The sequence below is a fragment of the Colwellia sp. 12G3 genome (genome assembly GCF_002836775.1).
Lineage (GTDB): Bacteria > Pseudomonadota > Gammaproteobacteria > Enterobacterales > Alteromonadaceae > Colwellia.
The window spans coordinates 160238-174598 of the sequence record NZ_PJAQ01000066.1 but is presented as its reverse complement, the minus strand read 5'-3'; the positions used below and the strand labels follow the sequence as shown (position 1 = coordinate 174598).

Here is a 14361-nt window from a genome sequence, read left to right as displayed (position 1 = left end):
ATTGGTTCGATTGATATTACAGTGCTGGCCACTGGCAGTTTAGCAAGACAAGGTTAGCCGTTTGGTTATTTATTTCACTTAAAAAAACCTGACCAACAAAGTTATCTGAGGGAGTAATAACACCAACACCTTTAGGAGTGCCTGTCATAACAATATCGCCATCTTCAAGGCTCAGAAATGTTTGTAATTCCGTTAAAATATCATCAGGCTTCGCCATCATTAAGTTAACGCCGCCCAGCTGTTTTAGCTCATTATTAATCATAAGTGATAAATTCAATTGCTGAATATTCTCTTGTTCAATACTAATGAAATCACTAAAAACAGCTGATTTATCAAAAGCCTTTGCTCGCTCCCAAGGAAGACCTTTCGCTTTTAATGTCCCTTGCACTTCGCGTTTAGTTAAATCGAGACCAAGCGCTACCGCAGTAAACTTTCCGCCTTGATACAAAAAACTTAGCTCGGCTTCATAATGCAAGACATCATCATTATGCTTCGCCAATAATGTTGAACTAATCGCTGAATTGGGCTTGATAAACACCACCATTTCATCAGGTATTTCATTAGCAAGCTCTTTAATATGATCAACATAGTTACGGCCAATACATACAATTTTTGAAGGTGTCACTTCTTGTGATGTGTGTGCTGAATTTTCATCTGTCTTAAGGATAATAGTGTTCATAACAAGACCTTTAAAACTTATAAGGATGTATTAGCGAGCATAATAATCAGTTACGGGTTATTGGACAAGTTGATTTTCTGACTAACTGCAAAATATAAGCGCATACACCGCACCATTAAAAGCAATAACCAACAAAATTCAGTCAACAGTAATAAGGCAAAAATACGATATAAGCTCGGGTCAAATAATACCGCCACCAGCGATAAACCAGTAAGAATATGAAGGTAGTACAATGCTAAGCCGTGTTTTTTATTTAAGAATTGATGCATGTGAGGGATAAACTGCATCGCTGAAAAGTCTATCAAACAGCGCTGCTGTAAGTGAGTGTAACTCAAAAACGGTAATATTTTTAGTAGCATACCTTGGACTATTGACAGCAAATAAAAATAGATGAAAATCGATGTTAATAACATGCTTTTATCAGGTAATGAAAGAAATAAAGGAAGGCCTTGTGACGCATAAAAGCTGTTCGGTAAAAAGTATAATAGATTCAGTAACAGTAAAGTTGCCGCGGCCAATTGCCAGTATTTAATACTCGTGTCAGGTACTTTACGTTTGCGCTGATTGATCACATAAAACAAGGTAAAGGCAAAGACAGCATGGCTTATGAAAATCATTCCTAAGGCAAATTCGGCATAAAAAATATAAACTATCAGCAAGATAAAAATGCTCACGCCAAGATAATGCCTTATGTATTTAGGCATACTAGGAGCAACATGAAACATAGGTATAACTTGAAAGCTTACCGCAATAATTAACATACCTGCCCAGCCAACTAGCCCCATAAGCGCATGGATATCGGTAAGCTGCTTATCAAGTGTCATAAATGGCACCGTGATACCCAATCGATTGGCTAACAACAAGACTCCTAACAACAGTAATATAACCAAGGATATTATCGCTAACCGAAAGCCATTAATGGAATCACCTTGGCTAAATTTTTTAATTAGCACTCTTATAATAGCACTGAGATAAAGTCCAAATCCCAAACTAAGCAAGACTAATGCAGCCAATGTTAACCAGTGATGAGCAAGAACAAAACTTAGCATCAAAGTAATAACACCAGCACAATATAAAACGTGGCTAGTGGTAGCGATGAGTCTAGGTTTGGCTATACCGATCCCGCCTATGACTGGCAATAATTGTAATAATGCCCCCATCATGACCATAGTCAAAAAACCTAAGGTAAAGCCATGAGTTAGCGCCAGCATATTCGGCTGCCACCGACTTAACCACAATGGCTCGCCAGAAAATAAAACTAACAACGCACATGCAATGATAAAAAGGGGCGCTGTTAAGAAAAAACGAAAAGGTAAATCGATAGGAGGTAATGCGTTAAATGACAAGCCAGACATGGAAAGCCCTTAATTTGATTGAAACATTTGACCGTCAAAAGCTTGCTCAAACAAGAGTTGTTCAGCCTGTCGGTAGATAAACAGTGAAATATGGTCATCATCATGAACTTGACAATGATACGCCCAACCCGCTTGAGCCAGTTTTTCATACAAAGGAAATGGTTGTCGTCGATGAGTAACTAATAAACAATAGCCTAATTTTAATCGGGCTAGGGCAGTTAATATCACTGTCATTGGCTCGGGAGGAGCAAGTTCACTAACATTAACAACCACAAGTTCCATAGCAGCTTAAACTACTGCGCTAGCTTTAAAACCCTCGATAAGCTGCTCGCCATCGCTGAGGTGTTGCGCCATCATAGGGTAAAGCATCATTTCTTCTTTCATATTATGCTGCTGCATCATTACCATCAAAGTTTCAGATAAACCTAAATATTCATCTTTTTCATTCGCGGCAAGGGCATTATCTAATGATTGTACTAAAGCACGCATTTGCTGGTGTTCCATACGCATCACTTGTGTTGGCCCTGCCGTCATGCCAGTAGCTTGTTCGAACTGAGGAAATAAAATCTCTTCTTCTTGCGCTAGGTGCTCAGTTAATTCACGAGCAAATACTTGCCATTTAGCTAAGGCTAATGGCCAGTTTTTATCGACAACAGCGGCTTCGGCTTCAGAAAAAAACTCATCACATTCTCTATGCTTTGCTGTCATGTACTCTGGGATTGAACTCATACCACTTCCTATTCTCTATTATCAATAGTGCTATAATAAAGTAGCTTCTTAGCATGAGTTTTGACCTACATTAATAAAAGCGCGACAAAGTAATATTTATCCAAGACAAATGATGAATAAAAAGTAGCCGCTCAACAGCAAGGTTCACAATTTAGCTACCAGTTTTCACCATTGATAACAGTTCGACTCTAACCTTTGAGGTAGGCTGAAGTCTTTCTATTATTCTACATGGTCCAAATTTATGACATTCAAGAAAACTTTATTAACACTATCGTTAACCTGCTCATCATTTTACAGTGTTGGCGCAGCCTTTCAGTTGGCTGAACACAGTGCTGCGGGTTTAGGGCGAGCCTTTGCTGGTGAAGCTGCAATTGCAGATGACGCTTCTGTTGTCGCGCGCAACCCTGCCCTTATGGCGCAATTTGATCAAATAGAATTATCAGTCACTGGCACTTATGTTATGCCAGATGTCAGCTTAACGGGCATTGATGCACCGACGGGCATTGACCCGGTAGCACTCAATGATAACAGTATTGCGCCAAGTGCCATTATTCCGGCCATGTACCTCGTTGTACCACTTAATGACAAGTTTGCGCTAGGTTTTGGCACCTTCTCTAATTTTGGTTTAGCGACAGAGTTTGATGATGATTATGCCGCAGGACAATTAGCGGGTGAAACATCAATTACAACCGTCAATTTTAACTCCAGCCTTTCTTATAAAGTGAATGATAACTTTGCCATAGCGGGTGGTTTTAATGTTATTTTTGCCGATGCTGCATTAGTCCGTAATTTTGGTGATAGTTCTATGCCTTTGCCGCCTCAAACTGAGGCAGCAAATTTGGCTGGTGATGATATCACTTACGGTTGGAATATCGGTTTATCGTATGATTTTGATAAAAACAATCGTTTAGGCTTTAGTTACCGTAGCGAAGTAAAATTAGAACTTGAAGGTGATTATAGTAATGATTTACCTACGGGACTTGGTTTAGATGGAGAAGTTGTCCCCGGAGCTATGGATATCAACCTACCCGCGATGATGGAGTTTTCCGGTCTGCATCAATTAAATGATAAACTCGCCGTGCATTACTCGGCCATGTGGACTGGTTGGAGTAGTTTCGATGAACTATCCGCCTATACCGATGGAGATGATCCTGTATTTTCAAAGCAAGAAAACTTTTCAGATTCTATGCGTTATGCCTTTGGCGCAACCTACCAGCTAAGCAGTAATATAAAGTTGAGAACCGGTATTGCTTACGACCAAACACCAACCGATGAAGACCATCGTTCTATCTCAATTCCTGATAGTGACCGACTTTGGATAAGTGGTGGCTTAAACTATAGTTTTGACAATCAATCATCCGTAGATTTTGGCGTTAGTATTATTCAAGGTCATACTGAAACCTTCACTGAAGCTGATGATTTAGGCCAACAGTGGACATTTGAATCACAAGGCGATGCTTATATCGTATCAGCACAATACAACCATGTTTTCTAATAGTTAGAGAAATGTATTAATACCAATTTGATTAAATTTCTTCCCAACTCAGAGCTCTGCTCGATGTTCAATAACAAGGCAAATTTGTTTCGGTTTAGTCATTCTAAATCAAATAAACTTAACGATGTTAATGAACATCGAGAAAGCTCCCAGAGGGCGAGTTTAAAAGGTTTACATGCTGCGTTATTGATTTTGAAAAGGGAATAACCATTCTCTTCAATCAATGCCTTGCCTCTAAGCCTTTTAATTCTCGCTGAGTGGGAAAGAACTTAATCAACTTGGTATAATACTCGTTGGCTAAGCATAACGGAGTAATTTATTGAAGAGAATCCTCGCTCAGTTTAGCGAGGATTTTATACCCGTTTCATTAAGTTTGTGAACGTGTTGTGCAGAGGGAAAATAAATCAGGTCAAGGTGCTCGATTGAACAATAGCTGACTATTGGGATTGAGGGTAACGCTGATATGGCGTATTTTAACCCGCACAAGTGAGCAATCATTTAATGAAATAGGTATTAACTTAACCATTAATTTAAAATAGCAAAGGTTAAGTCGGCAAGCGTTATGCTTACCGTTAAGATTTAAGGCTACTCTTTTACCGCTAACAAGTTACGAATTGAAATAGTAATTTCTTCAATTCTATTAACATTAACTGGCGCAATGAAAATAGTATCATCGCCAGCAAGTGTGCCTAAAATTCCGGCCGACTCACCCATACTATCTAACATACGAGAAATTAAGGGCGCTGCGCCAATACCTGTTTTTAATATGATTTGCATATTATTATGCTTAACACTCAATACTACGGATTCGATTGATTGCTTAGATTTTGGTACTGCCAACTCATCTGGCAAAATATAAATCATTTCACTATTAGTATTACGCGTTTTAACGGCGCCGAGTTTAGATAATAAGCGAGAGATTTTCGCTTGTGACATATCTTCGAAACCCTGTGCAGCAAGAGCTTCAGCTAACTGCCCCTGAGAGCCATAACATTGCTCTTTTAATAATTTTTTAAATGCATGAACTAATAAGGATTCTTTCTCTTTACGACTGCTAGTCATTTAGCTTCTTCATATAAGTAATTGGTATATACTAATTCTACACTATTGATACTGGCTTAGTGAATATTTATTCATTAATTAACGTGATTTTTAACCTAAAACAACCGTCATATCATCATCCCAACATAAATAATTTAAATCTGCCTTAACTTGATAACGTTTTAGTCAATTTTCAACCTAAATAATACGTGTCCGCCCTGTCGGTAAAATAAAGCTATCGGTAATTAACAGCACTCCTGTCACACCTTTAAGCTTATGGCTAAAGGCAATTAATGGGCTATAAGGCCGATTAATTGCCAATAAGTGTAATTTTTTACAGCCACTACAGTGACATAACAAAATCTAATAGTGCTTGCCTATCTGCTGGTGGCATAGCCATGAAGTCTTCTTTACTTTGATGCGCTTCGCCACCGTGCCATAAAATAGCTTCTTCAACTGTTGCTGCACGGCCATCATGTAAAAATCCTGCTGCAGGGTTCACCGTTTTAGTTAGCCCTATGCCCCATAAAGGCCTAGTTTTCCATTCAACTCCGGTAGCAGTGAAATCACGACGGTTATCAGCTAACCCTTCTCCTAAGTCATGTAATAACATATCCGTAAATGGATATATGTGCTGACCTTTCAGGCCTTCAGGCGCAGGTAAACCACCCACTAATAGCTCCCCCGTTGCGGTGGTAAAGTCAGGTTGATGACAGCCAGTACAATTGACTTGATCAAAAAATTGAGCTCCGGCAATCACAGATTCATTGTCAACGTTTCGTCTTGCTGGCACGGCTAACGTTTCAGCATAAAACACTACCTCATCTGAAAATTCCTGTGACGCTTCAGTATTGCCTTGTTCATCAACACCGGTATCAACAAAATTTGTTCGTGTTAAGTAACTTTCATGCAATGGCGTATTCGCAATACTTTCATCAGGAAATAATGGATTAGTCACCCCCATATCACCGCGTAAAGCACCAAGAGATTGCACACGTACACTTGGTGTACTGGCTTTCCAACCAAAGCGACCTAAAGATACCGGAATAGCATCATTACTTTGTGCCTTTACCGGATCAAATACCCAATTAGGACGCCCTGAGATACCATCATTATTTGAATCCTTTTCATCCATATTAGCCAAAATATCCGCGTCACTGATAAGTTCAAGTAAACCTAAACCGAAAACTGGCATACCGTTTCTCGGACTATATCGAACATCTGCTTGTAAAATAGCGCTATCTAAACGGTTTTCAGCACTAACATCATAAGGTTGTTCAATCGAAAATATCGGTTTTTTAAGTTTCACTGAACTGCCATCGGCATATTCCACCGTTGAATACTGATAAGCCAGATAAACATCCGCTTGACCAATGAAAGGCTTTTCTTGCCAATCTGCTCTGGCTTTTAATACCCCACGATGAAATAACTGCGTGCCAAAACCATCAACGCCAGCATTTTTACAGTAATTGTTCTCTACTGTTGGATAAGAGCATTCGCCGTCATCAATACTCATGCGTAAGAAAATTCCGGCTTCTGACCCCAATAAGATACGTTCTTGATCTTGTGCCAAGGTAATTGTTGAAGACCTGCCATCACGTTGATGACAAGAATTACAATCTTGGTTATTAAAAACAGGCCCTAAACCATCGAGTTCTGGATGTTCATTATTTGGTGCCGTAGTAAATGCTGTTTCAAAATGCGCATCACCAGCTAAATGTTTGTCTAACTGCTCATTAGTAAGATTAGGCATAGGTGTTGAAAAACCATGGCCCGAATCGCTCGCGCTGATCGCAGTGGCATCACCACCTAATTGACTTACGTGGGTATAAGCAACTTGAGATACTTCTTCTTTTTTATCTGAACTGCTTGAGTTACAACCAGAAATAATTATCGAACTCGCGATAACTAATCTGATACAAGGGTTGGTCAAGCTTGACCACTTTGCTCTGCTTAATTTTTTCATTGAGAATACTTCCAGGACATTACCCATCATACCCCAAGGTTCAGTTTCAGAACTAAGCTAGGAAGTCAGTTCAAGGCGCGTTACGCAGATAATGGTTGTTCCCTTATCAAGTATCGCAACGCTGAACTGATGATCTAGCTTAACTCCCTACGGGCAATGCAATAAAGGGTCATTTACGGCGTTATTGATTTAGGTAATAGAGTAACTATTTCCTTCAATCAATTCCTTGTACCTAACCCTTTCTCGACTTGCTGAAGTCTGCATATTGAGGTGTGATGGGTATATAAATAGGTGTGCATCCTTGCACTACATTCATCCTTGAAAAACACTCCTATTCGCTAGCTAAAAACTACTGCTGCCAATTTTTCAACAGCGTTAAAACATCATTATTTAATGAGGCTTGTAATGTTGATAACGCATCAATTGCCGCTTGAATTCTCACGCGAGCATCAGCATTATTAATCGCTTGCCTAAAAGGTAGATTATTGTCACCTGCAATGGCTTTAATGGCAGCAATAGCATCAACTATTTCAGTGTCTACGCGCGTTGCGATAGTTGCATCAGCAGCGCTAACAAAATCAATAATCCCTGCTTTATCTGCTTGCCCTAGGAACTCGCCACGATAAACATTTTGAACACCTTGAATATTGTCCGTAAAATCAGCGAGAGAGTTCCAGCTATATTGAGACTCTACTTTTGTCGTATCGATGTTATCGATACTGCTGCCAAAAGGTTCTGCAATTTTACCATTACCTACTTCATCCACTATACCAATCATGCCGTTAATTAATTCTTCTACTACACCTAACTGAGAAGCGTAAACCGCATTATCTGCAGTCAGTAATAAGTCTTTATAGGCTGGGGAATTGGCATCGTTTGCATCATTAGCAACAGTCCATGCATCAAACAGAGTTTGCGTATGCGTTTTAAATACTTCTGCAGCCGCAGATAAGTATTCACGCTCTAAAACGGTCATTTCATCAATAGCTTTTTCATTGTCGGCAACACCATTACCAAACAATAAAAATTCCATGGTATGGAAACCCTGTACATCGTCATTAAAGGCTTTTAACTCTGTAGCGTTAAAGCCTGATTGAGAGTCTAATAATGCTTGTAAGTCACTGGTATTTAATGGCCAAGTATCTAAATGAGGGTCAATAGAAAGTGCATCAACGGGACCGAATATATGAGACTCTCCTTGCTCCCAATGGACACGAACATCTTTCCAAGCTTGCTGAGCTAAGACTAAGTTTTCTTCAGTAGGCGTATTGACTAAGTTCTGAGTGGCTAAGAAGAAGATTGCCGCCTCATCATTAAGGTTTTTATAACCCGTTACAATCACATCATTAGTTAAATTGGTGATCATTTCAGTTGCCGAAAAAGTAAAACCTGTCGGTTCGATAACCGCAGAAGTATCTGATGAACTACTACCACAGCCAGTAAGAAATAAGCTAGAGATGGCTAAAGCCAGAAGTGATTTTGTTAACATTTTAAAGCGTTCCTTGTTTAAATATTTTATTGATTAATTGTTGCTAAACTTTTTATATTGAGAAGAAATAACCCATAGATAAGCTAAAGCTACTGCTGTTATTTAAATTACTTTGTGCATACATTTGTTGTGCTACTTGTGCTTTTAGGACGATATTTTTGATAGGAAAATAATTAATACCAAAAGCAACAGATTCTTTATTAAAACGATCGGTTGCATTGCCCTGATCGACTTTTTTAATTGGATTGGCATATTCATAAGTTGTATATAAATACAGAGGATTTTTTAAATTTAAAAGCGCTTGGCTGTTATAGGCTAACTCAACAAATGATGATTCAGCTTCACTGCCCAGCTGGGCGAAATTGCCTGGTTTAAGGCCTGGTGTGGTTTTATTGGCATTAGTGATCGCTTCACTATCATCTAAAGTACCAAAGAGGTATTGCCCCCTGACTTGCCAGTTTTCATAACTATAAGCGCCATGAAGTCCGAAAATTGTGAGATTTCCATCACCGACAACTTTAGTACTATTATTACGGTTTCCTGAGGTATTGCCGGTATAAAAACTAACACCAAACCCTTTACCCGCTTTGATATCGCCGTAATCTAAACGTAACGTTAGTGCTAAATCGTCAGCATTAACTTGCTCAAATCTTTTTTGATGTCCCGTAGCGACCCATTGATAAGTTCGAAAATATTCTGAATTAAGGCCTGTAGTTATCAGTGTTTGTGCGGTAAAACCTTGCCAAGAACTAATAAGGTTAATACCTGTTTCGTGCCACACTTGTGGAATAAGCGTCGCTTCACTCCAATAACGTTCCGTAGAAAAATACTGACCTGGTTTATGTAAATCAGTACCTAAACCAACAGGAACAAAGATATGGCCCATTTTAACGGTGAAATAATCATTCGCTTTATATTTTGCTTGTAGCTTTTCAACAATAACCTCGCCACCCGCTTCAATTTCTGTCTCAAATTCTCCAAACTCTTCAAAACCATCATATTCCAGCGTTGAACCCACACCACCATGTTCATATTCAAGTTCTATTTCTACTTGCCATTTAGCATCAAAATCGTAAACAAACTCTAAAACGACTCGCTCCAAATCAGTGGTCGCTTTTCGCTCAGGATTTGTGTCTTGGATATTACGGTAAACCTCTTCATTCTTATAAAGTACGCTACCGTAAGAGTTAATCTGCCAATTTTTAGCTTTAGCATGACTGCTTAATTTGTCACCTTGTCGCTGCTCTTCAGCTGTAATTAGGGTTGTTTTTAATTCAGCTAATTGTTTTTCAATCAGCTGAAGTTGATCTTTCTGCTTTAATATTTCTGCCTCTAACTCCACATCGCTCGCAGCAACGCTTTGATGATGAACGAAAAGAAGGACATTTACTGCTATAAATTTTACGATATTATTCATGAAATCACTCAAATAGAAACGAGAATCAATATTATTTATATGAATGATAATAACACTCAGTTACAATTACAAGTGAGAATTGTTTTTATTTGCAATTACTATGTACTAGCTTAATTTTGGTATGGATTTACCTCGCTTGCCAATTGACTTTAATCTTGGAGACATTATTAGATGATAATGGTGATTATTAGCGGGGACTTTTTAAAGCTATCTTTACAATTAACATTCATAATTTTCATTGTTTTTTTTGACTAAGACTTGTCGCTAGCGCACACTCTCCTGTCGACATTTTTCGTCAAAAAAATTAACAACTGAATAACATCAAAATTGCCTTCTAAAAAGCAATTCAATTCAGTTCAAAACTACATGAGAAAAGTAGGAAGCTATGAATAAAATAAAACAATTACTGAGCTTGTCGGTAATACTGCCAACTTTGGCTCTTAGCGCTGGCTCAGCAGTAGCTGATGAAGGTATGTGGCAACCAAACCAATTACCAACAATCGCTAAAGAATTAACGAAAGCGGGTTTAAAATTAAATCCAAATGATTTAACCGACCTCACTGGTTTCCCTATGGGTGCCATTGTTAGTCTTGGTGGCTGTACAGCTTCATTTGTGTCTGACCAAGGCTTAGTTGCCACTAACCATCACTGTGTCTATGGTTCAGTTCAATACAACTCAACCGCAGAAAACAACTTACTTAAAAATGGTTTTTTAGCTAAAAATTTCGCTGAAGAATTACCTGCAACACCAGGTAGCCGTATTTATGTAACCGAAGAAATTACCGAAGTAACGAAATTGGTAAAATCAGGCGTTTCGAGCAAAATGTCAGGGAGTGATCGTTATAAAGCCGTTGATACTAATTCAAAAAAATTAGTCGCTGAATGTGAAAATGATGATAGATACCGCTGTAGTGTGGTTAATTTTCACGGCGGTTTAGAATATTACTTATTCAAACAGCTTACCATTCGTGATGTACGTTTAGTCCATGCACCAGCAAGCAGTATTGGTAAATACGGCGGCGATATCGATAACTGGATGTGGCCACGTCACACTGGCGATTACGGTTTTTATCGTGCCTATGTTGGTAAAGATGGTCAACCTGCTGATTTTAGCAAAGACAATGTGCCATACAAGCCTAAGCATCATTTAAAAGTAAACAAAAGCAGTGTTGATGACGGTGATTACATCATGGTTCTTGGCTACCCAGGCAGAACTAACCGCTACCGCACCGCTTATGAAGTTGAAAATACGTTCTCTTGGACTTATCCACACGAGAAAGCTTACCGTGAAGAGATTATTGATTTAATCCATAGCCATTCTGAAGTCGGCAGTGAAGCGCGTATTAAATACGAAAGCACGTTAGCTGGTCTTGCTAACTATGCTAAAAACTATGGTTCAATGATCCACAGTTACAACAATGGCTCTTTTTTACAGCGTAAGCAAGAACTTGAAACAAACTTAACAACATGGTTAAACAGCAGTTCAAAGCGTAAAAGCCAGTACGGTGAAGCGTTATCTGGTTTAAACAACTTAGTTAAACAAGATGATAAGCAACAAGCTCGTGATTTAATTTTGGGTTACATGCGTTACAGTAAAATGTTATCAACCGCGAAATCACTACATCGTTTAGCCGTGGAAAATACCAAGCCAAACATTGAACGTGAACATGGTTATCAAGAACGTGATATCGCCCGTTTTGAACAAAGCATGAAGTCTGTTGATCGTCGTTATGATGAGAAAATTGATAACGAAATTCTTGTTGCTATGTTAACGCACTATGTTGCTTTACCTAAAGCTGAGCGACTTAAGTCATTTGACAAATACTTTGGTTTAACTAACACCACAGCTAAAAACTTTAACGAGAAAAAGCTACGTAAACAGTTAAAAAGAATGTACAAAAGCACTAAGCTTAATTCACAAGAGCAGCGTTTAGCCCTGATGAATAAATCAGTAGATGATTTTAACAAAAGCAAAGACCCGTTTATTCAATTAGCGGTTACTAGCTTTGAAGAGCGTAAAGTCATTGAAGATAAGTCAAAAGAGTTAGCGGGTGATATCCAAGCTTTCCGTCCTAAGTACATGGAAGCGCTTATTGCTTACTTCAACGATAACGACTTACCTGTATATGCCGATGCTAACAGCACCTTGCGTATTACTTACGGTAATGTAAAAGGTTATTCTCCTCAAGATGGTTTAACGGCTACACCTTATACTACCCTTGAAGGTATTGTTGCTAAAGATACTGGTGTTGCACCTTTTGATGCACCGCAAAAGCAATTAGACTTAATCAATAAAAAGCATTACGGCACGTACGCGAAAAAAGCACTTGGCTCAGTACCTGTAAACTACTTAGGTACGCTTGATATTACTGGCGGTAACTCAGGTTCACCAACACTTAACGACAAAGCCGAATTTGTTGGTTTAGTGTTTGACGGTGTTTATGAAAGCATTATTGGTGATTGGGATTACGATACTAAGTTAAATCGCTCAATTCACGTTGATGTTCGTTACATGCTTTGGGTTATGGAGCACGTAGATGGCGCCACTAACTTAATTGAAGAAATGGATATAGTTGAGTAAGTTTAGCTAACTAAACACTTACTCATTGATACTTTAAAATCCGGCCATGTGCCGGATTTTTTTATTTTGAAAATCACAGCAGAATCACACCTACCCATACACTTCACTCAATAATTTGCCAATTCCCCTTGAAAAATAAACTTCTGACCTTATCTCATAAGTAGCTGAAGATACCATTTACTCTACATGGCACATGGATTAATAAAGATAATAAAGGGAGGCATCATGCATAATTCTTTGACTAGTTTTTTGATTAAATTTTTATTATTACTTAGCGCTTCCCTGTCTTTACATTCAGCACTGGCAGTACCTTTATCCTCTCTATTAGCAAGCAAATACCACGCGGTCGCAGAGAGTACAGACCTTACCAACACATTAAACAATCATACTGATTCTATTGAGGACTATAATAGGCAAGCTGCACTATCAAAACGCAAAATAAGCCTACTGACCTTATTGCAACAAGACGATAACGACAACGACAACCTTGCTAGCACACTTTTTATCGCGACAATAAATGAACTTACTACAGACTTAGTTCTCTACGATGCACAATCACTCGCGCGACAATCTTATCAAGAACAACTCACCACCCACACACATATCCAAGGTACACAAAACGCTTTGTATGCCCAAAAGCCTTGTTACCAAGCAAAGTTACAATACCAACAAAACCTTTCTTAATTTTACTTTTACTCTATCGCCAAATTTAATGGTTATAGGAGCGATTAATTGTTTATTTTAGGAAAATCACATGGAAAACTTATTTTATACAATGCTAGCCCCGTGGTTAGTGTTTGTTGTACTCGCCATTATTGCTTGTTTGTTATTGAAATTCGCCAGAAAACGTAAAGGTATTGCCATTGCTTTTGGCATTTTTGTGCAGATGTTTACGCCTGACCCTCTAGTAGATCAAACCATTAAAATGGTGCAAGTTGATAAGCGCATAGTGACGCAAAAACAAAAGGAAAATCAGATGGGTAAAGGGAAATACAACATCAATTAGCGTTTTAGATCCACGCTTGATCAGAAGATGCCACCGTCACTTCACTAATATTTTCACCGGTATGAGCAGTGCTGGCTGGCTCTACCATTAAAAAGTGTGTATCTGGTAATGCTTTTGGGCAATGTTCTACTCCCTTGGGAACGATATACATTTCTCCGGGGTTTAGAATAATATCACCGGTTTTTAGCTGTAAGGTCAGCTGACCGGTAAAGACAATAAATAATTCATCTTCATTATCATGTTTATGCCAAACGAGTTCGCCATCGCCTTTCGCTATTTTTACTAATTGGCCATTAGACTCGGCAATCACTTTAGGTGACCATTTATCATCAAATAGTGTGAATTTTTCATTGATATTAATTTTAGTCATTATGTTTTCTTTAGTTAAGTATGGTGGGTAGTAGCTAGTTTTTATCCGGTTTTTTTCTGCTAATGCTAAAGCCAATGGCAATCAATAGTGCCGACAAAATAAGAAGGATACCAACATTAAGAAAATTTTCTTTTATTAAATTAAACACTACGCCAAATGAGATGAAAATTGAGGCCCAGTAATAATTTTTGGCCGTTGTTAATAACTTTGTCATACTGTCTCCTTTGATAAAA

Annotated in this window: 14 protein-coding genes; 4 read left to right on the top strand and 10 right to left on the bottom strand. The window is 38.5% G+C overall.

What is annotated here, in order from left to right; all coding sequences use genetic code 11:
* Nucleotides 1–16: 16 nt before the first annotated feature.
* Genes CXF71_RS15120 through CXF71_RS15105 form a run of 4 tightly spaced genes read right to left on the bottom strand, consistent with a single transcriptional unit; the run spans nt 17 to nt 2763 of the window.
* Complete coding sequence (locus tag CXF71_RS15120; RefSeq protein ID WP_101233781.1) at nt 17–679, bottom strand: fumarylacetoacetate hydrolase family protein; 663 nt, start codon at nt 677–679, stop codon at nt 17–19.
* Nucleotides 680–729: 50 nt separating this feature from the next.
* Entirely contained in the window at nt 730–2034 is a 1305-nt protein-coding gene (locus CXF71_RS15115; RefSeq protein ID WP_101233780.1) for a hypothetical protein, read from the bottom strand.
* Between the two features lie 9 nt (nt 2035–2043).
* Nucleotides 2044–2316 carry a DUF2249 domain-containing protein gene (locus tag CXF71_RS15110; RefSeq protein ID WP_101233779.1) on the bottom strand — a complete coding sequence of 91 codons (273 nt, stop codon included), beginning with the start codon at nt 2314–2316 and terminating at the stop codon, nt 2044–2046.
* A 6-nt stretch (nt 2317–2322) separates the two neighbouring features.
* Nucleotides 2323–2763 carry a hemerythrin domain-containing protein gene (locus tag CXF71_RS15105; RefSeq protein ID WP_101233778.1) on the bottom strand — a complete coding sequence of 147 codons (441 nt, stop codon included), beginning with the start codon at nt 2761–2763 and terminating at the stop codon, nt 2323–2325.
* Nucleotides 2764–3004: 241 nt separating this feature from the next.
* Here CXF71_RS15105 and CXF71_RS15100 point away from each other — a divergent pair, with 241 nt between their 5' ends.
* Nucleotides 3005–4258, top strand: coding sequence for an outer membrane protein transport protein (locus CXF71_RS15100; RefSeq protein WP_101233777.1), 1254 nt, complete (start codon nt 3005–3007; stop codon nt 4256–4258).
* Between the two features lie 585 nt (nt 4259–4843).
* Here CXF71_RS15100 and argR read toward each other — a convergent pair.
* The 4 genes from argR to CXF71_RS15080 form a co-directional block, all read right to left on the bottom strand.
* Nucleotides 4844–5320 (bottom strand): transcriptional regulator ArgR, encoded by a 477-nt coding sequence (gene argR / locus CXF71_RS15095; RefSeq protein WP_101233776.1) that lies wholly within the window; start codon nt 5318–5320, stop codon nt 4844–4846.
* Between the two features lie 322 nt (nt 5321–5642).
* On the bottom strand, nt 5643–7265 hold the full coding sequence (locus tag CXF71_RS15090; protein WP_101233775.1) for a di-heme oxidoredictase family protein: 1623 nt from the start codon (nt 7263–7265) through the stop codon (nt 5643–5645).
* Between the two features lie 349 nt (nt 7266–7614).
* On the bottom strand, nt 7615–8754 hold the full coding sequence (locus CXF71_RS15085; RefSeq protein ID WP_101233774.1) for an imelysin family protein: 1140 nt from the start codon (nt 8752–8754) through the stop codon (nt 7615–7617).
* Between the two features lie 52 nt (nt 8755–8806).
* Nucleotides 8807–10171 carry a hypothetical protein gene (locus CXF71_RS15080; RefSeq protein ID WP_101233773.1) on the bottom strand — a complete coding sequence of 455 codons (1365 nt, stop codon included), beginning with the start codon at nt 10169–10171 and terminating at the stop codon, nt 8807–8809.
* A 385-nt stretch (nt 10172–10556) separates the two neighbouring features.
* Between CXF71_RS15080 and CXF71_RS15075 the strand changes: the two genes are divergently transcribed.
* The 3 genes from CXF71_RS15075 (at nt 10557) to CXF71_RS15065 (ending at nt 13758) form a co-directional block, all read left to right on the top strand.
* Nucleotides 10557–12752: a S46 family peptidase gene (locus CXF71_RS15075; RefSeq protein WP_232771508.1), complete on the top strand. Its 2196-nt coding sequence runs from the start codon at nt 10557–10559 to the stop codon at nt 12750–12752.
* 225 nt (nt 12753–12977) lie between these two features.
* Entirely contained in the window at nt 12978–13436 is a 459-nt protein-coding gene (locus tag CXF71_RS15070; RefSeq protein ID WP_101233772.1) for a hypothetical protein, read from the top strand.
* 70 nt (nt 13437–13506) lie between these two features.
* On the top strand, nt 13507–13758 hold the full coding sequence (locus CXF71_RS15065) for a hypothetical protein (protein WP_101233771.1): 252 nt from the start codon (nt 13507–13509) through the stop codon (nt 13756–13758).
* 4 nt (nt 13759–13762) lie between these two features.
* Here CXF71_RS15065 and CXF71_RS15060 read toward each other — a convergent pair whose 3' ends face one another.
* Both CXF71_RS15060 and CXF71_RS15055 read right to left on the bottom strand, forming a co-directional pair.
* Entirely contained in the window at nt 13763–14128 is a 366-nt protein-coding gene (locus tag CXF71_RS15060; RefSeq protein WP_101233770.1) for a cupin domain-containing protein, read from the bottom strand.
* A gap of 34 nt (nt 14129–14162) precedes the next feature.
* Nucleotides 14163–14342, bottom strand: coding sequence for a hypothetical protein (locus tag CXF71_RS15055; RefSeq protein ID WP_101233769.1), 180 nt, complete (start codon nt 14340–14342; stop codon nt 14163–14165).
* Between the last annotated feature and the right edge of the window lie 19 nt (nt 14343–14361).